Below are 24,617 nucleotides of genomic sequence, written 5' to 3' on the forward strand. Positions count from 1 at the left end.
GTTCCCCGAGGACCACGCCTCGCCCCTGAAAATTGCATACTAGCCTCCATTAAGCCGTTGGGGGGCATGGGGCCTGCGCTTTGTTGGCTGACGATCGGCGTCGTGGCCTAAGCCTCGCCGCCCCAACACCCTCTGCGAACGTGTCGCACAAGATGTCATCTCCAGCTCGATGCCATGTTTCGGAGAACGCTCAGTAGAGCATTCGCCACTGGCCAAAGGGCGATGCAATCAGGTCCGAATCGCAACTCTCGCGGAACGTACCTAGCATCTGCGGTCCATAAGAGTGATCAGATCCAGTCAAGCCTCAGCCGGCGCCGCCGAGATGGTGTCCGGTATGATCGATATGCGCAGACGGCCCGAATGCGATTTATTCTGCCTAGTCCACGAAACCGCACCGCGGCGAGTGCGCGAACTTCTTCGCCAGTACCCATTTTTCAGTATTGTTCATTTTACAATTTAGAAGATATTTGCGCACGGATGGTATTAGGCGATCGCTCTCACTCACATCCTCCCGAATCCGCCCCGCCGCCCCCTACGGCAGGCGTCCGAACAATACAGTACCTGGTCCCAGACCTTGCTCCACTTCTTGCGCCAGGTGAACGGGCGCTGGCAGACGGTGCAGGGCTTGGTCGGGAGGTTGGCCTTTTCGATGCGCTTCTTCTTCATGGTTTGACCTGTTCGGGAGACGGTCCGGATCGCGTAGCGGCTCCGATCGGGGACCCGGCGCCGGTCGCGGGGGCGGGTCGGCGATTTTTGGGCGGCGTCGGTCGCCGTGCTTCCCGGGCGCGACTCGCTCCGGGGGCCTCTGCCGAACCCTGCCGGTCCCGCTCGCCTCCTCGTCGCTCGCCTCGGTCCCGATCGTCCACTTTCCCGATCGCCCCTTCCCCGATCGCCCCCCGCCGGATCGCACCGCTCACAACCGCCCCTCGCGCATGGCGGCGCGGTGAGCCTCGGCCTGGTGGCGCAGGGCCGCCTGCTTGTCGGGGGCCATGCGGTCCCAGGTGGCGTAGACATGGGGCATGCGGGCGTTGCGGCTGAAGCGGTCGCGGTGGCGGGCGAGGAAATCCCAATAGAGGGCGTTGAACGGGCAGGCGCCCGCGCCGACCGCGCGGGCGGGATCGTAGGCGCAGCCGCTGCAGAAATTGCTCATGCGGTTGATGTAGTTGCCGCTGGCCGCATAGGGCTTGGAGGCGAGCAGGCCGCCATCGGCGTAGAGCGCCATGCCGAGCGTGTTGGGAGCCTCGACCCACTCATAGGCATCGGCATAGACGGCCAGATACCATTCGTGCACGGCCTTCGGGTCGATCCCGGCCAGGAGCGCGAAATTGCCGGTGACCATCAGGCGCTGGATGTGGTGCGAATAGGCGTGGTCATGCGTCTGCGCGAAGGCCTCGCGCATGCAGGCCATGCGGGTCTCGCCGCTCCAATAGAACCAGGGCAGCGGCTCAGCCGCGCCGAGGGCGTTGCGCTCGACATAGCCGGGCATGAAGCGCCAGTAGATGCCGCGGACATATTCGCGCCAGCCGAGGATCTGCCGGATGAAGCCCTCGGCGGCATTGAGCGGCGCCAGGCCTTCGCGATAGGCGGCCTCGGCCTTGCGGCAGACCTCCAGCGGATCGATCAGTCCGGCATTCAGATAGGCGGCGAGCAGCGAGTGGCTGAGATAGGGCTCGCCCTTGACCATCGCGTCCTGATGGTCGCCGAAGCCCGGCAGGATCTCGGCGATGAAATGATCGAGCTCGCGCAGCGCCTGGCGGCGCGTGACCGCGAAATGGAACGGCTCGAGCCGGCCGTAGCCGTCGGGAAAGTGCCGGCGGACGAGATCGAGCACGGCCAGCGTGATGGCGTCCTTGCGGAAGCTGATCCGCGGCGGCGATGTGAGGCCCTGTTTCGGCGGCTTGCGGTTGTCGGCGTCGAAATTCCAGCGCCCGCCCGCCGGGGTGCCGTCCGGCTCCATCAGGAGGCCGTGCCGGCGCCGCATCTCGCGATAGAAATACTCCATCCGCAATTCGCGCCGCCCCTCCGCCCAGGCGTCGAAGTCCGCATGCGAACACAGGAACCGCGTGTCCGGCAGGATGTCGAAGGGCACGCCGAGCCCGTCCCGCATCGCCTCGAAGTTTTCGCGCAGGCGCCATTCGCCCGGCTCCGTGACGGCGATGCGGGACGGCTGCAGCGCCTCGACGGCGCGCCGGATCTCGCCCTCCAGGCTCTGCGTGTTGGCGGCCTCGTCGAGGGCGACGTAGCGCACGATATGGCCGGCGGCGCGCAGGGCCTCGGCGAAATGGCGCATGGCCGAGAACAGGAAGGCGATCTTCTTGACGTGATGGCGGACATAGGTCGCCTCCGCCATCACCTCGGCGATCAGGAACACGTCCCGCCCCGTCTCCGCCCCGGCGACGTTCGCGAGGCGCGGCGAGAGCTGGTCGCCGAGGATGACGCGCAGCACCGTCATGTCCCGGCCGCTCCCGCCGGCAGGCCTGCCGGGAGAATTTCCAGCCGCCCTCGGCCTCGATCTGTCGACATCACACCGCGCTTTCCCGTCCCCGGCGGCGCCAGGAGGCCCGCCCGCCCCCTTTCACGCAGCCGGCGGTCGATCGGATGCCGCCGGCGGCCCGGGCTGCGGACGCAAGCCGATCCGGCGGCAGCGCCCGCCGGTGTCCATGCGGACGGTGCACTCGGCCCGGCGGGCCCGACCGGCCCCGACATTGGCGGGCGCCCATCCGGCGCCCGGTGCGTCGCCGCCGGACCGGACGCCCGATCCTGCGGGACGACCCGGCCGGATGCCTCAGCTACCCCAAATGCTCCGCCAGAAACCCGCGCATGGCCGCGCCGATCTCCGCCGCATGGGTTTCCAGCGCGAAATGCCCGCTTTCGACGAACCGCACGTCGGCGGACGGCACGTCGCGCTTGAAGGCCTCAGCCCCGGCCGGAAGGAAGAACGGATCGTTCCGGCCCCAGATGGCGAGCACCGGCGGCCGGTGCGTGCGCAGATAGTCGTGAATCGTGCCGTAGAAGGCGACGTTGTTTCTGTAATCCAGAAGCAGATCGAGCTGAATCTCGTCGTTTCCCGGACGCGACAGGTAGAAATCATCCAGGTTGCGGCCATCGGGCGAGACCCGTGTCGGGTCGTCGACGCCATGGGTATACTGGAACAGCGTGGTTTGCGGGGCGAGGAAGTCGCGCAGGGCATCGCGATTGGCTTGGGTCGGCTCGCGCCAATAGGCCTGAACCGGCGCGAAGGCCTGCGACACGCCGTCCAGATAGGCATTGCCGTTCTGGGTGACGATGGCGGCAATGCGGTCCGGGTGCTCGACGGCGAGGCGGAAGCCGACCGGGGCTCCGTAGTCGAAAACGTAGAGGGCGAAACGCGTGAGGCCGATCACCTCGGTGAAGCGCTCGACCACCTTCGCGATGGTGCGGAAGCTGTAGTCGAAGCTGCCCCGCGGCGGCTGCTCGGACATGCCGAAGCCCGGCAGGTCGGGGGCGACGACATGGTAGTGGCCGGCAAGTTCCGGAATCAGATCGCGAAACATGTGGCTGGCGCTGGGAAAGCCGTGCAGCAGCAGGATGCCGGGCCGGCGCCTGTCGCCGGCCTCGCGGTAGAAGACGTCAAGACCATCGACATCGATCGTCTTATGGCGAACCGTCATGATTGTTCTCCTGGTTTGAGCGTGAAACGGGATGATCGCGAACGCGCTTCCGCGTCGCTGCCGCCGGGTTGCGGGAGGTCGTGATCCGGGCAGGCCGGCACGTGCCGGCTCGAAGGGCTCGTCCTGAGGTCAGGGCGAACGCGGCGCCCGCGGGGGATGTCTCGCGGCCCGGTTCGGAGCGCAGGAGCGACCGCACCCGGACGGACGGAAGACCGCGGCCGCACCGGGATGTCGGCCGGCGACGGCACGTAGGGACCGGCCCGCGAGGGGGTCCGGCCGGGCGTTCGGCCCTGCGATTGCTCTTGGGAAGTCCCTCTGCGCCTCGGCCATACCCGACCGGTGCCGACAGAGATGCCGCCTATCGCATTTCGGCGGTAGGCTGTAGAAATGGAACCCGAACTTCCATATTGCGAGAGGATCGATGGACCGGTTCGAGGCCATGCGGACCTTGCTGGCCGCCGTGGACGGCGGGAGCCTGTCGGCGGCGTCCCGTCAATTGAACATTCCCCTGCCGACCGTCAGCCGGCGCGTCTCCGATCTGGAAACGCTGCTCGGTTCCCAACTGGTGGTGCGAACGCAGCGCAGGCTTCTGCTCACCGAGGCCGGAGCCGCCTATGTGGCGTCCGCACGGCGCGTCCTCGACGAACTGGCGGAAGCGGAACGCGCCGTATCCGGCGAATATCGCGTGCCCCGGGGCGAATTGCTGATCACCGCGCCGATCCAGTTCGGCAAGACGCATGTCGCACCGATCGTTCACGAATTTCTCGATGCCTATCCGGAGGTGACGGTCAGGCTTGCGCTGACCGACGGCATCGTCGATCTGGTCGAAACGCATGTCGATGTCGCGCTGCGCCTCGGCCATCTGCCGGACAGCCGCCTCGTGGCCAGGCGCGTCGGCACGCTGCGCTGGCTGGCCTGTGCCAGCCCGGACTATCTCGCACGCCGCGGTCGGCCGGCTTCGCCCGGAGACCTGTCCGGGCACGCCTGCATCGCCTATGAAGGATTTGAACTTTGGCGGGACTGGACTTTCGCCGGCCCGCGCGGCCTGCAGACCATCGTCGTCCGTCCGCGCTATTCCGTGAACACGGCCGATGCCGTCGTCGCGGGGGCCGCAGCGGGGTTGGGCATCGCCTATGTCATGTCCTACCAGGCGGCCGAGAGCCTTCGCGACGGCGCGCTCGTCGAGGTCCTGCCGGAATGGGCGCCGGCACCCTTTCCTGTCCAGATCGTGCATGCCCCGCGGACACAGTTGCCGGTGAAGCTCAGGGCGTTCCTGGATTTCGTCACGCCGCGCCTGCAGCTGCGTTTGCGGGACGTTGCGGCGATCGTCGATGGCAGTCGCGGCCCGGACGACAGCCGGACCTGAGGTCTGGAACGGATCCCCTCGCCGCTCGGGCGGACGTGCGACAGCGCTCCCGAGGCCGGCTCGCGAGGAGCCGGCGCCGGGAGACCGGGCCCTGCCCGATCGAGACCGTCAGTTCGCCAGATGGGTGACGAACTTGGTCACCAGATAGGGCTCGATGGCGTCCGAGCCGCCTTCGGTGCCGTAGCCGGAATCGCGCACGCCGCCGAAGGGCACCTCGGGCAGCGCCAGGCCGTTGTGGTTGATGGTGGTCATGCCCGCCTGGACGCGCATGCCGATCGCGTGGACGGCGTCGGCGGAGCGGGTGAAGGCGTAGGAGGCGAGGCCGAAGGGCAGCCGGTTGGCCTCCGCGATCGCCTCGTCGAGCGAGCCGATCCGGTTGACGATCGCGACCGGACCGAACGGCTCCTCGTTCATGATGCGCGAATCGGTCGGCGCGCCGGCGATCACGGTCGGCTCGAAGAAGTTGCCGGTATTGCCGATGCGGCGGCCGCCGGTGGCGATCTCGGCGCCGCGGCCGGCGGCGTCGGAGATCAGCGCCTCCAGGGCGGGGATGCGCCGGGTGTTGGCGAGCGGCCCCATCTGGGTCTGCGGGTCGAGCCCGTTGCCGACGCGCAGCGCCTTGGCGGCGGCGGTGAAGCCGGCCAGGAAGGCATCGTGCACGCCGTCCTGGACCAGGAAGCGCGTCGGCGAGACGCAGACCTGGCCGGCATTGCGGAACTTCGACATCGCCATGACCTTGACGGCCTGGCCGACATCGGCGTCGTCGAGCACGATCACCGGCGCGTGGCCGCCGAGTTCCATGGTGGCGCGCTTCATATGCGTGCCGGCGAGCGCGGCGAGCTGCTTGCCGACCGGGGTCGAGCCGGTGAAGGAGATCTTCCGGATCACCGGATGGGCGATCAGGTAGGACGAGATCTCGGCCGGATCGCCATAGACCAGATTGACCGCGCCGGCCGGAATGCCGGCATCGACGAAGCAGCGGATCAGTTCGGCCGGCGCGGCCGGGGTCTCTTCCGGCGCCTTGACGATGATCGAGCAGCCGGCGGCGAGCGCGGCGGAGAGCTTGCGCACGACCTGGTTGATCGGGAAGTTCCACGGCGTGAAGGCGGCGACCGGACCGACCGGCAGCTTGACCGCCATCTGGGTCACGCCGGCGACGCGCGGCGGGATGATCTGGCCGTAGGTGCGGCGCGCCTCCTCGGCGAACCAGTCGATGATGTCGGCGCCGGCGAGCGTCTCGCCCTTGGCCTCGGCGAGCGGCTTGCCCTGCTCGCGGGTCAGCATGGCGGCGATCGTCTCGGCGCGGGCGCGCAGCAGGTCGGCAGCCTTGCGCATCAGGCGGTAGCGCTCGAAGGCCGAGGTCGCGCTCCAGGCCCGGAAGCCCTTGTCGGCGGCGGCGAGCGCGGCATCGAGATCGACGCGGCCCGCATGCGCGACCGTGCCGATGACTTCGTCGGTCGCCGGATCGAGCACGTCGATCGTGCGGCCGTCGATGGCGTCGCACCAGGCGCCGTCGATGAACAGGCGGGTATTGGGATAGTCAGCCATGTGATCCTCAGTGATCCGTTCCGGGGGCGGCGTCGACGAGGTCAGCGACCGCCCGTATAGCCCAGCGCCAGCCCAATGGTCCGGGCGGCCTCCATCACGTCGACGGAGAATTGCTTCAACTGCTTGCGCTTGATGCGCGAGTCCGGTCCCGACATGCCGATCGCGCCGATCAGTTCGCCCGAGCGGCCGAGGATCGCGCAGGCGACCGCGGCAATCCCCTCGCGCCACTCCCCGTGCGGCACCGCGGCAAAGCCCTGCTGACGGGCCTGCTCGATGTCGGCGCGAAGCTCCTCGAGCGTGGTCCGCGTCGTTTCCGTATAGCGCTTCAGATGCGGGCGGAAGCGCTCCAGATAGGTGTCAGGCATGTGCGCCAGCATCGCCTTGCCGGTCGCCACCGTATAGGCCGGCGCGCGCGCGCCGACGCTGGTATGGGCGCGGATGTGATGGGCGCTCTCGATCTTGTCGACATAGACCACGTCGATATCGTCGAGCACGGACAGATGGACGGTCTCCCCGGTCGCCTCGGCCAGCTTGATCATGGCCGGGCGGGCGACCTTGATCAGATCCATGCGGCGGATGACGTTGCTGCCGAGCTCCCAGATGCGGGTGGTCAGCTCGTAGGTCGAGTGCGGCGGCACCTGGCGGACATAGCCCTGGCTCTGCAGCGTGGCGAGCAGGCGGTGCACGTTGCTCTTGGTGAATTGCAGTTCGGTGGCGAGATCTGTCACGCCGCGCGGCGCCTCGCTGAGCGCCAGCGTCTCGAGCAGTTTCAAACCCTTGATGAAGGCCTTGTCCATCCGTCCGCCCGGCGCGCCCGCAACCCGGATGCCGGCGCGCCTGAGCGCGACCAGACGGTCGCCGATCCTGCGCGCTGCGGGGCCGGGAGAGAATTTCATTCCGTCCGGACGCTCATGCCCGAACGAAACCTGCTCTAGCACGACCCTGCGGGGCGGACCAAGGGCAGAGCGAAACGCCGCCGCGCCCCCGGCCGGAGAGACCGGGGACACGGCGTCGCGGATCACTTGGCGAGGAGCGCGTTCAGCTTTTCCTGGCCGTATTCCTCATTGGTCGACTTGCCGTCCGGCGAGATGGCACCCCAGTAGTCCGGGCTCCATTCGATCGCCTGCGCGACGTTCTCCGGATTGTTGGCCCAGAGCCGGCTGACATCCTTCGGGGCGGCCTGGAAGACCAGCGGCGACGGCACGGCGACCGGATAGCCGATGGTCAGGTCGGCGGCCCGCTTGGCGTCGAGGCGCCAGGACAGGAGCTTCAGGGCGTTCTCGTAATGCGGCGCGCCCTTCGGGATCGAGAAGAAGTCGTAATAGACGAAGCCCTGGTTCCAGGTCATGTTGACCGGCGCATTGTCGACCACGACCAGGTTGTTGATGCGGCCCGCATAGGCCATGCACATGTCGGCCTCGCCGTCGAGCAGAAGCTGCGGCGCCTGCGCGGCGGTATTCCACCACTTGGAGACATGCGGCTTGATCTCGGCGATCTTCTTGAGCGCCCGATCCATGTCGATCGGATAGAGCTTGTCCTTGGCGACGCCGTCGGCCATCAGCGCGGCCTCGAAGACGAAGCGCGGCCAGCCCGGCAGACAGCGCTTGCCCGGGAACTTCTTCACGTCCCAGAAGTCGGCCCAGTTATTCGGCTGCGCCTTGGCGTATTTCTCGGTGTGATAGGCGAGCGTCACGCCGATCACCTGCAGGGCGACGCCCTTCTTGCGCTTCAGATTGTCCGGCATGGTCGCCAGGGTCTTCTGCGCGCTCTCCGACAGCTTCGAATAGTCGATGTCGGCGAGACAGCAATCGCCGAGCAGCTTGGTCTCCTGGTCGAAGATGAATGTCAGATCCCACTCGGTCTTGCCGGCGCCGACCTGGGCCTTGATGCGCGGACCGCTGCGCGCCTCCTGCACGGTGACGACCTTGATGCCGGTCGCCTTCTCGAAGGGATCGTACATGATCTTGCGCAGCGCCTCGCCATAGGCGCCACCCGGATCCTGCATGATGACCACGTTGTCCTGCGCGGTCGCGACGGTCGCCGCGCCGGCCACCAGGGCGGCGGTGGCGGCCCCGGTCAGAAGGCGACGGAATGCGGCCTGGAATGTCATGAGCGATATCCTCCGTTTGATCTTGATTGTCGTCATGCTGCGCCGCCGGACCGCGACAGTACGGGCCGGGCCAGCGCGATCCCCCCGATCACCAGCAGCACCTCGAGCGAGGAGACCACCGCCAGAACCGGATTGAGCTGGTAATTCACGTCCGCCCACAGGCGGAGCGGCAGCGTCTTGAGCTGGGCGCTCGACAGGAACAGCGAGAGCACCAGTTCGTCGAACGAATGCAGGAAGGCGAAGAAGGCCGCGGCCGCGAGCCCCGGCGCGATCGCCGGCAGCGTCACGGTACGGAACACAGTTACCGGCGAGGCACCGTGCACGGCGGCGGCCTGTTCGAGCCGGCGGTCGACACCCTGCAGCGCGGCCGCCACAATCACGACCACGATCGGGATGCCGCCGACTGCATGCGCCGCCGCGAGCCCCCAGGGCGTGCCGACCAGATCGGCGCGCAGGAACAGGCTGTAGAGCGACAGGCCGAGCACCACCGGCGGCACCACGACTGGGCTGACCAGGATCAACATCAGCAGCGTCTTGCCGCGGATCGTGCTGCGCACGATGCCCATGGCGGCGGCGGCGCCGAGCGACACGGCGATGGCGGCCGACAGCGCGGCGATCATGGCCGAGTTGAAGAAGGCGGCCATCCATTCGGAATCGGAGAAGAACTTCTCGTACCAGCGCAGCGAGAAGGCCGGCGGCGGGAAGGTCAGGAAGCTCGACTTGCTGAACGAGATAATCATCACCACCACGATCGGCACGATCAGCGTGGCGATGACCGCGCCGCCCATGATCCGCACCGTCCAGGCGCCCGCCCCGGCCGGCAGGCGGCCGATCAGACGCAGGATCGGCCAGCCGGCCAGATCGGCGAGGAGCGCGCCGACGCCTTGGGAGGTTCGGCGCGCCCCCGCCCCGCCGCGCGCGGGCTGCGACGGCGTCTCGACCAGCTTGCTGCCGCCCCAGATGAATTCGAAGCCGAGGAAATGTCCGGCGACGCCGACCACGATCAGCGTGATCACCAGGAGCACGACCGCCAGCGCCTGCAGGAAGCCCTCGCTGGTGGCGAAATCGGCCTGCTGGGTGATGTGCATGGCGAACATCTGGTCGCCCGGCCCGCCGAGCAGCGTCGGGGTGATGAAGAAGCCGAGCGCGGAGACGAAGACCAGCAGGAAGCCGGCGCCCATGCCCGGCAGGGTCAGCGGGATCGTCACCCGCCAGAACACCGCGATCGGCCCTGCCCCGCTGGCCAGCGCCGCCCGGACCAGGCTGCCGTCGAGGCGCGACAGGCTCGAATAGATGCTGAGCACCATCAGCGGCAGCAGCACCGCCGTCATGCCGAGCAGCACGCTGCCGCGGTTGAACAGCAGTTGCAGCGGCTCGTCGGTAATGCCGATCCCCTGCAGGAGCTTGTTGATCGGTCCGTTGCGGCCGAGCAGCACCATCCAGGCATAGGTGCGGATCAGGATGGCGATGAAGTAGGGCAGGATGATCGCGGTGGCGATCACGACCTTCGCGAGGCCGCGGCTGCGATGGATCAGGAGCGCGGTCGGATAGCCGAAGACCAGGCACAGCGCCGCCACGGTGGCGGAGATCTGCATGGTGCGGACGAGCGAGTCCCAATAGAGCGGAACCGAGAAGACCCGCTCGAAATGCGTCCACCACGGGATGCCGGCGAGACTGATCCGGACGAGATCGATCAGCGGCAACAGATAGATGAAGCCAAGGAAGGCGATCGCCGGCACCAGCAGCAGCGCCGGGCTGCGCAGGCGTTCGGCCAGCGGCGTCGCGGGCGCCGCCACCGCGTCGGGCGTGACCGCGCTCACGACAGCACCCAGCAGTCTTCGCTGCCCCAGGACACCCAGATGGTCGCGCCCGGATCGGGCAGCCGCCGCCCGGCGGTGTCGGCGCAGCGGATCAGCACCCGTTCGCCGCTTTCGAGTTCGGCCTCGATGCGCTGGATCTCGCCCAGGAACAGGGCCGAGCGCACCGTCGCCGGCATCGCGCCCGGGCCGGGCTCGGCAGACACCGCGATCCGTTCCGGTCGGACCAGCACGGCGACCCGGCCGAGATCGATCTGATCGCGGCTTTCCGCCTCGAAGACCTGCCCGCTGCGGTTCTTCAGCGTCACCGTGGTGCCGCGCCGCTGCAGGATCTCGGCCTCGATCAGGTTCGATTCGCCGACGAAGGCGGCGACGAAGCGGTTGACCGGATGGCGGTAGACATCGGTCGGCGTGCCGATCTGGACGACGCGCCCGGCATCCATCACGGCGATGCGGTCGCTCATCGCCAGCGCCTCGCCCTGGTCGTGGGTCACGAACAGGAAGGTGCTGCCGAGCGTGCGGTGCAGGTCGCGGATCTCGATCTGGATCGATTCCCGCAGGCGCCGGTCGAGCGCGCTCAGCGGCTCGTCCATCAGGATCACCCGCGGCCGCATGACGATGGCGCGGGCGATGGCGACGCGCTGCTGCTGGCCGCCACTCATCTCGGCCGGCGTCTTGGCGGCATGTTCGGAAAGCCGCATCATCTCAAGCGTTTCGGCAACCCGGCGCTCGCTCGTCGCCCGGTCGATCCCGGCCATGCGCAGCGGGAAGGCGACGTTCTGCGTCACCGTCATGTTCGGGAACAGGGCGTAGCTCTGGAACACCATGCCGAAGCCGCGCCGGTGCGTCGGCACCCGGTCGATCGGCTTGCCGTCGACCAGGATCGCGCCGCCGTCGGGCTTCTGGAAGCCGGCGATCAGGTTCAGCAGCGTGGTCTTGCCGCTGCCGCTCGGGCCGAGCAGCGTGACGAACTCACCGGGCTGGATGTCGAGGCTGACGCCGTCGGCGGCCAGAAAGGAGCCGTAGCGCTTGATGACGCCGGCAGCGGTGATCCGGCTGCCGATCGCCTGGGAACCGGAAGCCGGCGAGCGGGTCGCCGCGGCCGCCGCACCCGGCTGTCCCGCCGCTCGCATCGCGGACGAAGTGGTCATGTTTTCCTCCCGAGCACTGTTCCACAATGTAGAACAGCATTTTGGAATTATGTTCCGACCGACCCCGGCGCTTGTCAAGGCGGCGACCCGGACTTTTCGCATCATTCGATTTATTCCAATTCATTCAGATATTTGCTGAATGCACTGCCGTCCGGCGGTGCGATCCGGACCGGAGCCGAATGTTGACACGAAACCGAAAACGGCTCTATCCTCTGGTTCGGAATGGCGTTCTATAATTCAGAACAACGCCGCAGAAACGTACCCCCGAGAACGGGTTGGGAGGAAAAGTTGGATCCGAACCTTCGCCGCATGGCCGAGCGGATCGTGCCGGGCATGCGCCTCGCGCTGCCGGTCGACTATGCCGGCGTCTCCATGGCGATGACCCGCCCGCTGATCGAACGTGGTGCCGGCGATCTCGATCTCGTCTGCGTCCCGACCGGCGGCCTGCAGGTCGACATGCTGATCGGCGCCGGACTGGTCCGCTCGGTGGAAACCAGCGGGCTCTCGCTCGGCGAGGCCGGCGGCGCGCCGCGCTTCAACCAGGCGGTCAAGGACGGCGCGATCGTCATCCGCGACGCCACCTGCCCGGCCATCCATGCCGGCCTGATGGCGGCCCAGAAGGGCAATCCGTTCACGCCGATCCGCGGCCTGATCGGCTCCGACGTGCTCGCCAACCGGCCCGACTGGAAGGTGATCGACAATCCGTTCTCGGCCGAGCCTGACCCTATCGTGCTGATCCCGGCGATCCATGTCGACGTGGCGATTTTCCACGCGCCGATGGCCGACCGGGCCGGCAATGTCTGGATCGGCCGCCGCCGCGAACTCGCCGCCATGGCCTATGCGGCCCGCACCACACTGGTCACCGTCGAGCGGATCGTCGACCACAACCTGCTCGCCGACGAGATCACCGCCGCCGGCGTCCTGCCGGCGCTCTATGTCAGCGATGTTGCGGTCGCCGAGCGCGGCGCCTGGCCCTATGGGCTGTGGGGCGAATACGGCGCCGACACCGCCGAACTGCAGCGCTACGCCAAGGCCGCCCGCTCGGCCGAAGGCTTCGCCGACTACATGCGCGCCGGCGCCCTGGAGGCCGCCCAATGAATGCTTCCGTGACCCCGCGCGAGATCCTGATCGCCACCATCGCGCGCCTGCTCGATGGCGTCCGCCATGTCGCGGTCGGCGCCTCCTCGCCGATTCCGGCCGCCGGCGCCATGCTGCTGCGCGCCCTGAAGGCGCGGGCCGGCGCCGAGCCGGTGCGCATCTCGATCCTCGGTTCGGTCGAGCACAACTTCTTCACCAACGGCTCGACCGAACTGTTCGACTGCGCCGGCCAGGGCCGCATCGACGCCTTCTTCCTCGGCGGTGGCCAGATCGACGGGCAAGCCAACATCAATCTGGTCGGCGCCGGCGACTATCCGCGCTCCAGCGTGCGCTGGCCGGGCTCCTTCGGCTCGGCCTATCTCTATTTCGTCGTCCCGCGCGTGATCCTGTTCCGCGAGGAGCACACGCCACGCGTCTTCGTCGAGAAGGTCGACTTCATCAGCGCGCCCGGCGTCAGCGCGCCCGGCATCCACCGCACCGGCGGCCCCTATGCGCTGCTGACCGGCAAGGGCCTGTTCGCCTTCGACAGGTCCCGCCCGGGCTTCCGGCTGGAAAGCGTCCATCCCGGCCACAGCCTCGGCGAGATCGTCGAGGCGACCGGCTTCGCCTTCGCCCATGATGCCGCGCCGCCGACGACCGCCCTGCCCGATCCCGCTACCCTCGCCCTCCTGCGCGGCCCCGTGCTCGACGATCTCCAGGAGACCTATCCCGATTTCGCCGCCCAGATGCGCCGCGAGATCGCTGCCGCCGCAGACGCGGCCTGACCGTCGGAGTGTCGATGCTGCCGAATTCCGGTTCCCTCGCCAAGATCAAGGTCATCGACGCCAGCCGCGTGCTGGGCGGCCCCTATGCCGGCCAGGTCCTGGCCGACCATGGCGCCGACGTGATCAAGATCGAGCCGCCCGCCGGCGACGAAACGCGCGGCTGGGGCCCGCCCTTCCTGGACGGCGCCGCCAGCTACTTTCTCGGCCTCAACCGCAACAAGCGCGGCATCGCGCTCGACATGGCGCAGCCGGCCGGCCTCGATCTGCTGATGCAGCTGCTCGAAGACGCCGACGTGTTCATCGAGAATTTCAAGACCGGCACCCTGGAGCGCTGGGGCCTCGGCCGCGAGGAGATCGAGCGGCGCTTCCCGCGCCTCGTGCATTGCCGCGTCTCCGGCTTCGGCGCCGACGGCCCGCTCGGCGGTCTGCCCGGCTACGATGCCGCGATCCAGGCCTCCTGCGGCATCATGAGCGTCAACGGCGAGAAGGACGGCACGCCGTTGCGCGTCGGCCTGCCGGTGGTCGACATGGTCACCGGCCTCAATGCCGTGATCGGCATCCTGCTCGCCCTCAACGAGCGCGCCACCAGCGGCAAGGGCCAGTTCGTCGAGACGACGCTCTACGATTGCGGCGTGTCGCTGCTGCATCCGCATCTGCCGAACTATTATCTCTCCGGCAAGGTCGCCGGCCCGACCGGCAATGCGCATCCGAACATCTGCCCCTACGATACCTTCGCGACCGGCACCGACCCGATCTTCCTGGCCGTCGGCAACGACCGCCAGTTCGCCACCCTGTGCCGCCTGATCGGGCGCGACGACCTGCCCGCCGATCCGCGCTTCGTCACCAACCGGATGCGCAACACCAACCGCGACGCGCTCAAGGTCCAGCTGGAGGCCGCACTCGCCGCCCATGACTGCGCGACGCTGGCCGACCGCCTGATCAAGGCCGGCGTGCCCTGCGGCGCGGTGCGCTCGATCGACCAGGTGGTCGCCGACCCGCACACCCGGCATCGCGAGATGATCGTCGACATCGGCACTTACCGGGGCACCGGCAGCCCGATCAAGCTGTCGCGCACCCCGGCCAGCTACCGCACGGCGCCGCCCGGCTTCGCCGAGCACACCGCCGAGGTCCTGGCCGACCACGGCATCGATCCGGATCGCTACCGGGACGTTCTGCCCGGCCTCGATGCCGGCCTCACCGACACCGCGAAGACGGCGTGAGGAGGCCGGACATGAGCGACACGATCCGCATCGGCATCATCGGCGACGGCTTCATGCAGCCGCGTTTCTTCGAGGAAGCCCTCGGCAAGCGCCTCGCCGGACGCAGCGTCGCCTTCAAGGCGATGCCCCTCGACTGGCCGCTCAAGGTGCAGTCGACCAAGCAGGACCCGACGCTGCCGGTGGCCGAGTTCGTCGGCCGGCCGGAGCACTATTTCGAGTTCCTGGCCGATCTCGACATCCTGGTCACCCACCTCGCCCCGATCACGGCGGCGAGCCTCGATCACGCGCCGCGGCTGAAGATCATCGGCGTGTCGCGCGGCGGCCCTGTCAATATCGAGATGCCGGCGGCGCGCGCCCGCGGCGTCACGGTCGTCAACACGCCCGGCCGCAATGCCTCCGCGGTCGCCGAGTTCACCGTCGCGTCGATCCTGGCCGAGACCCGCAACCTGATCCGCGGCCATCTCTCGGTGGCGAGCGGCGAATTCCGGCGCGACTTCTACCACTTCGATCACGCCGGCCCGGAGCTCTGCGAGCTGACCGTCGGCATCGTCGGCTATGGCGATATCGGCACCCGCGTCGCCCGCCTGCTGCGCCCCTTCGGCTGCGCCATCCGGGTCTACGACCCGTTCAAGGTGCTGACCGAGGAGGATCATGCCGCCGGCATCGTCAAGCTCGAGCTCGACGAGTTGATCCGCACCGCCGACGTGCTGACGCTGCATCCGCGCGTCACGCCGGAAACCAGGAAGATGATCGGCCGCGCCCAGATCGCGTCGATGAAGCCCGGCTCCTACATCATCAACACGACGCGCGGCCAGGTGCTGGACTACGCGGCGCTCCACGACGCGCTGGTCTCCGGCCACCTCAAGGGCGCCGCGCTCGACACCTTTGATCCCGAGCCGCCGCCAGCGGACCTGCCACTCCTGAAACTGCCCAACGTGACGCTGTCGCCGCATATCGCCGGCGCCTCGCGCTACTCCACCGTCAAGGCCGCCGACATGCTCGCCGAGGATATCGGCCGCATCCTCGACGGTCAGTCCCCCCTCTATCCGACCAAGTGAGCAAGACCATGAGCGACGAACGTCAGCTCCGCACCGAGATCGTCGAATCCTGCCTGAACATGAGCCGCCTCGGCATCAACAAGGGCACAGCCGGCAATGTCAGCGTGCGCTTCGGCAACGGCTTCCTGATCTCGCCGACCGGCATCCCCTACGACAAGATGACCCTCGACCACGTCGTGGCCATGAACTGGGACGCGACCTTCGAGGGCGACGTCCTGCCGTCGAGCGAATGGCGCTTCCACCGGGACATCCTGAAGGCCCGGCCGGACCTGAATGCGGTGGTCCACACCCATTCGACCCACGCCACCGCGGTCTCGATCCTGGAGCGCGACATCCCGGCGATCCACTATGTGATCGCAGCGGCCGGCGGGGCGACCATCCGCTGCGCGCCCTACGAGATCTTCGGCTCGCAGGCGCTGGCCGACCGCGTCATCACCGCGCTCGAAGGCCGTCGCGCCTGCCTGATGGCCCATCACGGCGTGATCACCGCCCATGTCTCGATCCCGCGCGCGCTGGCGCTCGCGGTCACCGTCGAGGAACTGGCCGAGCTCTATCTCCTCTGCCTGAAGACCGGCGCCGAGCCGCCGATCCTCAATGACGAGCAGATCGCCGAGGTGCTGGAGCGGTTCAAGACCTACGGCCAGCAGAGCCCCAAGGCGCTCGAAGGCCTGCGCCAGGCGTCCTGATCACCGCTCCCTCTCTCGACCACGAGGCGCCGTCCGCGATGGACCCGGTCCTGATCGCCCTCGATTCGGGCACCACCGCCGTCAAGGCCGCCGCCTTCGACCGCGACGGCCGCCTCGTCGCGTCCGCCGAGCGTCCCAATGCGGCGCTGCGCCGGGACAGCTCCCAGGTCGAGCAGGACATGGCAGCGACCCGCGACGACGCCTTCGCGGCGCTCGCCGAATGCGCCGCGGCGGTCCCCGGCCGGGCGGCCGCGCTGATCGTCACCGGCCAGGGCGACGGGCTCTGGCCGATCGGCGCCGATTTCGAGCCCGTCGGCCGGGCGATGACCTGGCTCGACGGCCGCGCCCGGCCGCTGGTCGCGGAATTGCGTGCCTCCGGCCGGCTCGACGCCATCGAGCGCACCACCTACGCCCAGCCGACCGCAGCCTCGCAAAGCCTGCAACTGCTCTGGCTGCAGCGTCACGATCCCGCGCGGCTCGCCCGCATTGCCCATGCGCTGCGGCTGAAGGAATGGCTGTTCCTGTCGCTGACCGGACGGCTCGCCGGCGAGCCGAGCGCGGTGCTGCCGACCTGGGGCGATTGGCGAAGCGGCCTGCCGAGCCCGATCGTCGAGGAAACCCTCGGTCTCGATCGCGGCATCGCCCTGCTGCCGCCGCTCGAACCGGTCGGCGCCTGCCGGGCCGGGCTCGGCGCGGAGGCCGCCGGCCGGATCGGCCTGCCCTCGGGCCTGCCGGTGCTGATCGGCCCGGGCGACGTGCAGTCGACCCTGATCGGGCTCGGCCTCGGCGTGCGGCCCGGCGTCTCGCGGGCCTCGATCTTCGGCACCAGCGCCATCCATGGCAGCCACCGGCTCGATCCGGCCGCCATGGCGGCCAAGCCGCCCGGTGCCATGGTGCAGCCCTTCGTGCTCGGCGACGGCTATGTCTGCACCCATCCGAGCTTCAACGGCGCCACCGCGCTCGGCCATGCGGCGACGCTCTTTGCCGGCCTGCCGCCGGGCCCGGTCGCGCCGGTCTATTCCGGCGTGGTTCTGCATCCCTTCTTCGAGCCCGGCGGCGAGCGCGCGCCGGTGACCTCGCCTCATGCCAGCGCGGCCGCCTTCGGCCTGTCGGGGGCGACCGATCCCGCCGCCATCGCCTGGGCGGCGCGCGAGGCGCTCGCCTTCGTCACCCGGCACGCCTACGCGATGATGGGCGGCGACGGCGCGGATCTGGTCGTCGGCGGCGGCCTCGCAGGCGACGCCGCCTTCATGCAGTTCCTGGCGACCGCGCTCCAGGCGCCCGTCCGCCCGGTCGCCGGCGGCCAGGCGGGCCTGCGCGGCCTCGCCACCATCGCGGCCGGTGCGCTCGGCTGGGCCTCGGGCGCCGATCTCGCCGACCGCTTCGTCTGCCCGGCCGAGACGCGCGTGGAGCCCGAGACCGGCCCGGTCGCCACCTATGCGGCTGGCAAATACGAGGTCTTCGCCCGCACCTTGGGGGCGATCTCGGACCTCTGGCCTGATATCGCTGGTCTCAAGGACCTGGCTGCCGCGACCCGGAGGAGCAATCCGAAGTGACCACCCAAGCACCCAATGGCGCCGATCTCCTGTGCGAGACGCTGCTCGCCAACGACATCGACGTCTGCTTCGCCAATCCGGGCACCTCGGAGATGCATTTCGTCGCCGCGCTCGACCGGCAGCCGACCATGCGCTGCGTGCTCGGCCTGTTCGAGGGCGTCGTCACCGGGGCGGCCGACGGCTATGCCCGCATGGCCGACAAGCCCGCCGCCACCCTGCTGCATCTCGGCCCCGGCCTCGCCAACGGCCTCGCCAACCTGCACAACGCCCGCCGCGCCCGCACCCCGATGGTCAATGTGGTCGGCGACCACGCCACCTACCATCTCGTCCACGACGCGCCGCTCACCTCCGACATCGAATCGCTCGCCCGCCCGATGTCGCATTGGGTCGGCCGCGCCGAGACGGCCGACGGCGTCGGCGCCGCCACTGAGGCGGCGATCCGTGCGGCCCGCACAGCGCCCGGCGGCATCTCCACCCTGATCCTGCCGGCCGATGCGGCCTGGAACGCGACCGCCACCGCCGCCCGTCCGACCGCGATCGCCCTGCCCCGTGCCGCGGCCCCCGACCCAGCCCTGATCCGGGCAGCCGCCGAGGCGATCCGTGCCGCGCGGCGGCCGACCCTCCTGGCGACCGGCCTGGCGCTGCGCGACGCGCCGCTGCGGCTTCTCGACGGGATCGGCGCCAGGACCGGCGCACGCATCATGGCGCAGCAGTCGAACGGACGCATGCAGCGCGGCGCCGGCCGCGTCGCGGTCGACCGCGTCGCCTACGTGGTCGACCAGGCGGTCGCCAGCTTCGCCGAGACCGATCTGGTCGTGCTGATCGGCGCCAAGGCTCCGGTCGGCTTCTTCGCCTATCCGGGCAAGCCGGGCAGCATGCTGCCCGAGGGCTGCCGGGTGCTCGATCTCGCCGCGCCGGACGGCGACCTCGTCGCCGCGATCGAGGCGCTCGCAGCCGAACTCGGCACCGCCGCCCCGCGCCTCGCCGCGCGCCAGCGTCCCGATGCGGTCCGCGGTGCCCTGACCCCCGATGCGATCGCGCTGGCGCTGGCCCGCCACATGCCGGCCGAGGCGATCGTCTGCGACGAGTCCGTCTCCTCGGGCCGCGACTTCTTCCGCTCCACCGCCGGCGCGGAGCCGCACGACTTCCTGCAATTGACCGGCGGCGCGATCGGCATCGGCATCCCGCTCGCCACCGGCGCGGCGATCGCCTGCCCGGGCCGCAAGGTCGTCACCCTGCAGGCCGACGGCAGCGGCATGTATACCGTGCAGGGCCTGTGGACGCAGGCGCGCGAACGGCTCGACGTGATCACCATCGTATTCGCCAACCGCCGCTACGCCATCCTGCATGGCGAATTGACCAAGGTCGGCGCCGGCAAGCCCGGCCGCAACGCATCGCGCATGCTCGATCTCGACGATCCCGCCCTCGACTGGGTCAAGCTCGCCGCCGGCATGGGCGTGGAAGCCGCCCGCGCCGACAGCGCCGAAGCCTTCGACGACATCCTGGCCGCCGCCTGCCGGCGCACCGGTCCGTTCCTGATCGAAGCCGTCATCTGAAGGACAGTCCCATGGCCACCATCCGGCGCGTGCCGCATTGCTCCCATTGGGGCGCCTACACGATCCTGGTCGAGGACGAAGCGATCGTCGGCGTCGAGCCCTTCGAACAGGACCCTGCGCCCTCCTCGATCATCCACTCGGTGAAGGAATGGGCAGCACCGGAGCGGCGCATCCTGCAGCCGATGGTGCGTGAGGGCTGGCTGCGCAGCCGGGAGGGCAGCGACCGGACCGGGCGCGGCAGCGATCGTTTCGTGGCGGTCTCCTGGGACGAGGCGGCGGCGCTGGTGGCGGGCGAAATCCGCCGCGTCGGCGCGAGCTTCGGGCCGGCCTCGATCTTCGGCGGGTCCTACGGCTGGACCAGCTGCGGCCGGTTCCATCACGCACCGTCGCTCCTGAAGCGGATGCTCAATCTGGCCGGCGGCTATACCGGCCATGTCGACACCTACAGCATTGCCGCCGGCCCGGTGATCCTGCGTCACACGCTCGGCAGCGACGATGCCTGCGGCGGCCGCGCGAACACGCTCGACACCATCGCCGAACATAGCGAGACGCTGGTCGTGTTCGGGGCCCTCTCGCCGCGCACGGCCCAGAACGAGGCCGGCGGGCTCGGCACCCACACGCTCGAAGGCCATCTGCGCCGTCTCGCCGAACGCGGCGTCCGCGTGGTGCTGGTCTCGCCGCTGCGCGACGACATGCCCGACTGGGTCGGCGCCGAATGGTGGCCGATCCGCCCGAACACCGACACGGCCCTGATGATCGGCCTCGCCGGCGAGATCGTGAAGGCCGGCCGGCACGACCGCGACTTCCTGGAACGCTGCTGCTCGGGCAGCGACCGGTTCCTGGCCTATCTGACCGGCGCCGAGGACGGCATCGTCAAGGACGCCGCCTGGGCGGCCGACATCACCGGGCTCGACCGGCAGGCCATCTCCGACCTCGCCGGCCAGATGCTGGCGACCCGCAGCATGATCACGGTCAGCTGGGCGCTGCAGCGCGCCCATCACGGCGAACAGCCCTTCTGGGCGGCGCTCGGCCTCGCCGCGATCATCGGCCAGATCGGCCTGCCGGGCGGCGGCGTCGGCTACGGCTACGGTTCGCTCGGCGGTGTCGGCGCGCCCTTTGCGATGGCCAAGTCGCCGGCCGTGCCGCAATTGAAGCGCCCGATCGACAGCTTCATCCCGGTCGCCCGCATCACCGACATGCTGCTGCAGCCGGGCGCCGCTTTCACCTACCAGGGCGAGACGCGCCACTATCCCGATACCCGCATGGTCTACTGGGCCGGCGGCAATCCCTACCATCATCACCAGGACCTCAACCGCCTCGCCGCGGCCTGGACCCGGCCGGAGACGATCGTCGTCCAGGACCCGAACTGGACCGCGACCGCCCGGCGCGCCGACATCGTCCTGCCGGCGACCAGCTCGATCGAGCGCAACGACATCGCCGGCAACCGCCGCTCGGACTACGTCTTCGCGATGAAGCAGGCGATCGCCCCGCTCGGCCGGTCGCGCTCGGATTTCGACATCTTCTCGGCGATCGCGGGCGAACTCGGCGTCGGCGAGGCCTTCACGGAGGGGCGCGGCGAGATGGACTGGCTGCGCGTGCTCTACGAGGAGAGCCGCCAGGACGCCGCCAACCGGGCCGGCTTCGCGATGCCGGATTTCGACGCCTTCTGGGAGGCCGGCCATACCCGCTTCCCGGTCCGGGACAACCACACCTATCTGGCCGCCTTCCGCGACGATCCCGCCGCCCATGCCCTGCCGACCGAGAGCGGCCGGATCGTGCTCGGCAGCGACCTGCTCGACCGGCTCGGCTACGAGGATTGCCCGGCCCACCCGGCCTGGCTGGAGCCCTACGAATGGCTCGGCAAGGCCGAGGCGCCGAACCAGTTCCACCTGGTCTCGCACCAGCCGGCGGGCCGCCTGCACAGCCAGTTGGAGACCGGGCCGGCGAGCCGCGCGCTGAAGCGCGGCGGGCGCGAGCAGGCCCGCCTCAACCCGGCCGATGCCGACCGGCTCGCCATCGCCGACGGCTCGACCATCCGGCTCTGGAACGAGCGCGGCGCGTGCCTCGCGACCGCCACGCATGCGGATTCGGTCCGGCCCGGCGTCGTGGTGCTGCCGACCGGGGCCTGGCTGACGCCGCATGGCAATAGCGGGCTCGACATCGCCGGCAATCCGAACATCCTGACGCCCGATATCCCGACCTCCAGCTTCGGCCAGGGCTGCTCGGCCCATACCTGCCTGGTCCAGGTCGAGCCCTATGCGGCAACCGCGCCCGATGCCTTCGAGGCCTATGCCGAGGGCCTCGCCGCCCAGGCCGCCGAATAAGATCAACGAAGAGGAAACCCCATGCCCGCCGTCAGTCGCTTCCCGGTCCCGGAGATCGCCGATCTGCCCGAGGACATCCGCAGCCGCATTCTCGCCGTGCAGGAGAAGTCCGGCTTCGTGCCCAACGTCTTCCTGACGCTTGCCCACCGGCCCGACGAGTTCCGCGCCTTCTTCGCCTATCACGACGCCCTGATGGACAAGCCCGGCCCGATCACCAAGGCCGAGCGCGAGATGATCGTGGTCGCCACCTCGAATGCCAACCAGTGCCAGTATTGCGTCGTCGCCCATGGCGCGATCCTGCGCATCCGCGCCAAGAATCCGCAGATCGCCGACCAGGTCGCGATCAACTACCGCAAGGCCGACATCACCCCGCGTCAGACCGCCATGCTCGACTTCGCCATGAAGGTCTCGCGCAAGGCCGAGGAGGTCGGCGACGCCGATTTCGCCGCCGTCAAGGCGCACGGCTTCTCGGACGAGGACGTCTGGGATATCGCCGCCATCGCCTCCTTCTTCGCCATGTCGAACCGCCTCGCCAACGTGACGGCGATGCGTCCGAACGACGAATTCTACGCGATGGGGCGCTGACCATGGCCAAGGGCTACAAGGACATGCTCGCCGAGGCCGACGCCGCCGTGCGCTCGGTCGAGATCGCCGATGTCGCCGCCTACGGGCCGGACGACGCGGTCACGCTGGTCGACATCCGCGACGTGCGCGAGCTGGAGCGCGACGGCACCATCGCGGGCGCCATGCACGCCCCGCGCGGCATGCTGGAATTCTGGATCGACCCGGAAAGCCCCTACCATAAGCCGGCTTTCGCCGAGGACCGCACCTTCGTGTTCTTCTGCGCCTCCGGCTGGCGCTCGCTGCTCGCCGCCAAGGTGGCGCAGGAAATGGGCCTGAAGGCCGCCAGCATGCGCGGCGGCTTCTCCGCCTGGAAGGGCGCCGGCCAGCCGGTCGCCACCCGCGAGCATCGCCCGCCGAAGGCGTAACCCGCCAGCCCCGGGATTGGGGCGGCGGACGGGCTTACCGCCCCCCACCCGCCCTCTCGGACCCTGGCGCCGCACCCGACTGCCCCTCGATCGCCGACGCGCCGGCTCGCGCTTGCGCGCGTTGTTACGCGCCGGCCCGTCCGGTGGTCGCGTGCCAGACACCAATCCACCCCATCCCCCGCCTGCCGGAGTCTCGGACGCCATGCCGGCCCCTGTCGCCGAATCCATTCTCGATGCCTTCGCGGCGATCGTCGGACCGAACCACGCCCTGCGCGACGCTGGCGCCACGGCCGTCTATGCGACCGACCCGCGCGGCCTCTATTCCGGCCTGACCCCCTTGGTGCTGAGGCCCGGCAGCACCGCCGAGGTTTCGCGCATCCTGAAGCTCGCCACCGAGACCGGCACGCCGATCGTGCCGCAGGGCGGCAATACGGGGCTCGTCGGCGGGCAATTGCCGGACGGCTCAGGTAGCGAGATCGTGCTGTCGCTCGGCCGGCTCGACCGCATCCGCGAGATCGACCTGAAATCCGGCACAGTGACCGCTGAGGCCGGCGTCGTCCTGCAGCGCCTGCGCGAGGCGGCGGAGCGAGAGGGTCGCATCTTCCCGCTCGCGCTCGGCTCGCAGGGCTCCTGCCAGATCGGCGGCAATCTCGCCGCCAATGCCGGCGGCGCCAACGTGCTCGCCTACGGCAATGTGCGCGACCTGTGCCTCGGCCTCGAAGTCGTCCTGCCGACCGGCGAGGTGCTCGACGACCTGCGCAAGCTGCGCAAGGACAATACCGGCTACGACCTGAAGAACCTGTTCGTCGGCGCGGAAGGCACGCTCGGCGTGATCACCGCCGCGGTGCTGCGCCTGTTCCCGGCGCCGAAGGGCCGCGAGACGGCGTGGTTCGGGCTCGCCACGCCGGACGACGCCTTGGCGCTGTTCGAGATCGCCACGGCGGCCGCCGGCGGCGCGCTGACCGCCTTCGAACTGATCCAGCACCGCGCCGTCGATTTCGCCCTGCGTCACATCCCCGGCAACCGCCTGCCGCTCGAAGGTCCGCAGCCCTGGTACGTGCTGATGGAGATCTCGTCCGGACGGTCCGCCGAGGACGCGCGCGGGCTCGCCGAGGAGATCGCCGCGGCCGGCTTCGACCGCGGGCTGGTCGCCGACGGCACGCTCGCCGGCAGCCTCGCCCAGACCGAGGCCTTCTGGCGCCTGCGCGAGAGTCTGGTGGCGGCGCAGAAGCCCGAGGGCGCCTCGATCAAGCACGACATCGCCGTGCCGGTCGCCGACCTGCCGCGCTTCCTGCGCGAGGCCGACCGGGCGGTCGAGGCGGTCTGCCCGGGCGCGCGGGTGTTATGCTTCGGCCATATGGGCGACGGCAACCTGCACTACAACGCCGCGCAGCCGCCCGGTTGGGACGAGGCCGCCTTCCTGGCCCTCTACCCGGCCATGAACCGGGCCGTCCACGACGTGGTCCGGGCGCTCGCCGGCTCGATCTCGGCCGAGCACGGCATCGGCCGCATGAAGCGCGCCGAGCTTCTGGAGACCGAGCCGCCGGTCGCCATCGCGATGATGCGCCGACTCAAGGCGACCTTCGATCCGGCCGGCATCATGAATCCCGGCAAGCTCATCTGACGCCCGACGGACGGTTCGCGGGACAGGCCCGCTGCCGTCGCAATCGGCTCCATCCGGGCGCCCTTCAGCGATGCCGGCTTCGGCCGAAACCGGTGCAAAG

20 protein-coding genes are annotated in these 24,617 nt (G+C 69.5%); 12 read left to right on the plus strand and 8 right to left on the minus strand.

Going from position 1 to position 24,617, the window contains the following annotated elements; all coding sequences use genetic code 11:
- Positions 1-501: 501 nt before the first annotated feature.
- The 3 genes from KL771_RS28345 to KL771_RS01170 form a co-directional block, all read right to left on the minus strand.
- Complete coding sequence (locus tag KL771_RS28345; protein ID WP_390866502.1) at positions 502-1,014, minus strand: DUF2256 domain-containing protein; 513 nt, start codon at positions 1,012-1,014, stop codon at positions 502-504.
- Positions 914-2,452 carry a cryptochrome/photolyase family protein gene (locus KL771_RS01165; protein WP_261966732.1) on the minus strand — a complete coding sequence of 513 codons (1,539 nt, stop codon included), beginning with the start codon at positions 2,450-2,452 and terminating at the stop codon, positions 914-916. The genes KL771_RS28345 and KL771_RS01165 overlap by 101 nt, the downstream gene beginning before the upstream one ends.
- Positions 2,453-2,789: 337 nt before the next feature.
- The gene (locus KL771_RS01170) at positions 2,790-3,653 is read right to left on the minus strand and encodes an alpha/beta fold hydrolase (RefSeq protein ID WP_261967074.1); all 864 of its coding nucleotides are present in this window, start codon (positions 3,651-3,653) and stop codon (positions 2,790-2,792) included.
- A 418-nt stretch (positions 3,654-4,071) separates the two neighbouring features.
- Between KL771_RS01170 and KL771_RS01175 the strand changes: the two genes are divergently transcribed.
- Positions 4,072-5,016 (plus strand): LysR family transcriptional regulator, encoded by a 945-nt coding sequence (locus KL771_RS01175; protein WP_261966733.1) that lies wholly within the window; start codon positions 4,072-4,074, stop codon positions 5,014-5,016.
- A gap of 108 nt (positions 5,017-5,124) precedes the next feature.
- Here the strand turns inward: KL771_RS01175 and KL771_RS01180 are convergent, their stop codons facing one another.
- From KL771_RS01180 to KL771_RS01200, 5 genes are all read right to left on the minus strand, one after another.
- Positions 5,125-6,564 carry an NAD-dependent succinate-semialdehyde dehydrogenase gene (locus KL771_RS01180; RefSeq protein ID WP_261966734.1) on the minus strand — a complete coding sequence of 480 codons (1,440 nt, stop codon included), beginning with the start codon at positions 6,562-6,564 and terminating at the stop codon, positions 5,125-5,127.
- A gap of 41 nt (positions 6,565-6,605) precedes the next feature.
- Positions 6,606-7,460, minus strand: coding sequence for an IclR family transcriptional regulator (locus KL771_RS01185; RefSeq protein ID WP_261966735.1), 855 nt, complete (start codon positions 7,458-7,460; stop codon positions 6,606-6,608).
- 122 nt (positions 7,461-7,582) lie between these two features.
- Positions 7,583-8,674, minus strand: coding sequence for an extracellular solute-binding protein (locus KL771_RS01190; protein WP_261966736.1), 1,092 nt, complete (start codon positions 8,672-8,674; stop codon positions 7,583-7,585).
- Positions 8,675-8,706: 32 nt separating this feature from the next.
- A complete protein-coding gene (locus tag KL771_RS01195) occupies positions 8,707-10,494 on the minus strand; it encodes an ABC transporter permease subunit (protein ID WP_261966737.1) in 1,788 nt (595 codons plus the stop codon).
- Positions 10,491-11,642: an ABC transporter ATP-binding protein gene (locus tag KL771_RS01200; protein WP_261966738.1), complete on the minus strand. Its 1,152-nt coding sequence runs from the start codon at positions 11,640-11,642 to the stop codon at positions 10,491-10,493. Before KL771_RS01200 ends, KL771_RS01195 begins: the two co-directional genes overlap by 4 nt.
- A 309-nt stretch (positions 11,643-11,951) precedes the next feature.
- Here KL771_RS01200 and KL771_RS01205 point away from each other — a divergent pair, with 309 nt between their 5' ends.
- The 11 genes from KL771_RS01205 (at position 11,952) to KL771_RS01255 (ending at position 24,517) form a co-directional block, all read left to right on the plus strand.
- Entirely contained in the window at positions 11,952-12,740 is a 789-nt protein-coding gene (locus KL771_RS01205; protein ID WP_261967075.1) for a CoA transferase subunit A, read from the plus strand.
- Positions 12,737-13,504, plus strand: coding sequence for a CoA transferase (locus KL771_RS01210; RefSeq protein ID WP_261966739.1), 768 nt, complete (start codon positions 12,737-12,739; stop codon positions 13,502-13,504). Before KL771_RS01205 ends, KL771_RS01210 begins: the two co-directional genes overlap by 4 nt.
- Before the next feature lie 14 nt (positions 13,505-13,518).
- The gene (locus KL771_RS01215; protein ID WP_261966740.1) at positions 13,519-14,724 is read left to right on the plus strand and encodes a CaiB/BaiF CoA transferase family protein; all 1,206 of its coding nucleotides are present in this window, start codon (positions 13,519-13,521) and stop codon (positions 14,722-14,724) included.
- Positions 14,725-14,735: 11 nt separating this feature from the next.
- Positions 14,736-15,782 carry a 2-hydroxyacid dehydrogenase gene (locus tag KL771_RS01220; RefSeq protein ID WP_261966741.1) on the plus strand — a complete coding sequence of 349 codons (1,047 nt, stop codon included), beginning with the start codon at positions 14,736-14,738 and terminating at the stop codon, positions 15,780-15,782.
- A gap of 8 nt (positions 15,783-15,790) precedes the next feature.
- On the plus strand, positions 15,791-16,468 hold the full coding sequence (locus tag KL771_RS01225; protein WP_261966742.1) for an L-fuculose-phosphate aldolase: 678 nt from the start codon (positions 15,791-15,793) through the stop codon (positions 16,466-16,468).
- 38 nt (positions 16,469-16,506) lie between these two features.
- Positions 16,507-18,024: an FGGY family carbohydrate kinase gene (locus tag KL771_RS01230; protein WP_261966743.1), complete on the plus strand. Its 1,518-nt coding sequence runs from the start codon at positions 16,507-16,509 to the stop codon at positions 18,022-18,024.
- The gene (locus KL771_RS01235; protein WP_261966744.1) at positions 18,021-19,580 is read left to right on the plus strand and encodes an acetolactate synthase large subunit; all 1,560 of its coding nucleotides are present in this window, start codon (positions 18,021-18,023) and stop codon (positions 19,578-19,580) included. Before KL771_RS01230 ends, KL771_RS01235 begins: the two co-directional genes overlap by 4 nt.
- A gap of 11 nt (positions 19,581-19,591) precedes the next feature.
- Positions 19,592-21,904, plus strand: a complete 2,313-nt coding sequence (locus KL771_RS01240; RefSeq protein ID WP_261966745.1) for a molybdopterin-dependent oxidoreductase — start codon at positions 19,592-19,594, stop codon at positions 21,902-21,904.
- Positions 21,905-21,925: 21 nt separating this feature from the next.
- Positions 21,926-22,489, plus strand: coding sequence for a peroxidase-related enzyme (locus tag KL771_RS01245; RefSeq protein ID WP_261966746.1), 564 nt, complete (start codon positions 21,926-21,928; stop codon positions 22,487-22,489).
- 2 nt (positions 22,490-22,491) lie between these two features.
- The gene (locus tag KL771_RS01250; RefSeq protein ID WP_261966747.1) at positions 22,492-22,893 is read left to right on the plus strand and encodes a rhodanese-like domain-containing protein; all 402 of its coding nucleotides are present in this window, start codon (positions 22,492-22,494) and stop codon (positions 22,891-22,893) included.
- Positions 22,894-23,095: 202 nt separating this feature from the next.
- Positions 23,096-24,517 carry an FAD-binding oxidoreductase gene (locus KL771_RS01255; protein ID WP_261966748.1) on the plus strand — a complete coding sequence of 474 codons (1,422 nt, stop codon included), beginning with the start codon at positions 23,096-23,098 and terminating at the stop codon, positions 24,515-24,517.
- Positions 24,518-24,617 lie beyond the last annotated feature (100 nt).

Origin of the sequence: Prosthecodimorpha staleyi (genome assembly GCF_018729455.1) — a bacterium.
In the GTDB taxonomy this organism is placed as follows: domain Bacteria; phylum Pseudomonadota; class Alphaproteobacteria; order Rhizobiales; family Ancalomicrobiaceae; genus Prosthecodimorpha; species Prosthecodimorpha staleyi.

Coding starts and splice junctions, on each gene's coding strand:
- KL771_RS28345 (WP_390866502.1), bottom strand. CDS start 1,014: ATGTCTACGCCACCTGGGACCGCATGGCCCCCGACAAGCAGGCGGCCC.
- KL771_RS01165 (WP_261966732.1), bottom strand. CDS start 2,452: ATGACGGTGCTGCGCGTCATCCTCGGCGACCAGCTCTCGCCGCGCCTC.
- KL771_RS01175 (WP_261966733.1), top strand. CDS start 4,072: ATGGACCGGTTCGAGGCCATGCGGACCTTGCTGGCCGCCGTGGACGGC.
- KL771_RS01180 (WP_261966734.1), bottom strand. CDS start 6,564: ATGGCTGACTATCCCAATACCCGCCTGTTCATCGACGGCGCCTGGTGC.
- KL771_RS01185 (WP_261966735.1), bottom strand. CDS start 7,460: ATGAAATTCTCTCCCGGCCCCGCAGCGCGCAGGATCGGCGACCGTCTG.
- KL771_RS01190 (WP_261966736.1), bottom strand. CDS start 8,674: ATGACATTCCAGGCCGCATTCCGTCGCCTTCTGACCGGGGCCGCCACC.
- KL771_RS01200 (WP_261966738.1), bottom strand. CDS start 11,642: ATGACCACTTCGTCCGCGATGCGAGCGGCGGGACAGCCGGGTGCGGCG.
- KL771_RS01205 (WP_261967075.1), top strand. CDS start 11,952: ATGGCCGAGCGGATCGTGCCGGGCATGCGCCTCGCGCTGCCGGTCGAC.
- KL771_RS01210 (WP_261966739.1), top strand. CDS start 12,737: ATGAATGCTTCCGTGACCCCGCGCGAGATCCTGATCGCCACCATCGCG.
- KL771_RS01215 (WP_261966740.1), top strand. CDS start 13,519: ATGCTGCCGAATTCCGGTTCCCTCGCCAAGATCAAGGTCATCGACGCC.
- KL771_RS01220 (WP_261966741.1), top strand. CDS start 14,736: ATGAGCGACACGATCCGCATCGGCATCATCGGCGACGGCTTCATGCAG.
- KL771_RS01225 (WP_261966742.1), top strand. CDS start 15,791: ATGAGCGACGAACGTCAGCTCCGCACCGAGATCGTCGAATCCTGCCTG.
- KL771_RS01230 (WP_261966743.1), top strand. CDS start 16,507: ATGGACCCGGTCCTGATCGCCCTCGATTCGGGCACCACCGCCGTCAAG.
- KL771_RS01240 (WP_261966745.1), top strand. CDS start 19,592: ATGGCCACCATCCGGCGCGTGCCGCATTGCTCCCATTGGGGCGCCTAC.
- KL771_RS01245 (WP_261966746.1), top strand. CDS start 21,926: ATGCCCGCCGTCAGTCGCTTCCCGGTCCCGGAGATCGCCGATCTGCCC.
- KL771_RS01250 (WP_261966747.1), top strand. CDS start 22,492: ATGGCCAAGGGCTACAAGGACATGCTCGCCGAGGCCGACGCCGCCGTG.
- KL771_RS01255 (WP_261966748.1), top strand. CDS start 23,096: ATGCCGGCCCCTGTCGCCGAATCCATTCTCGATGCCTTCGCGGCGATC.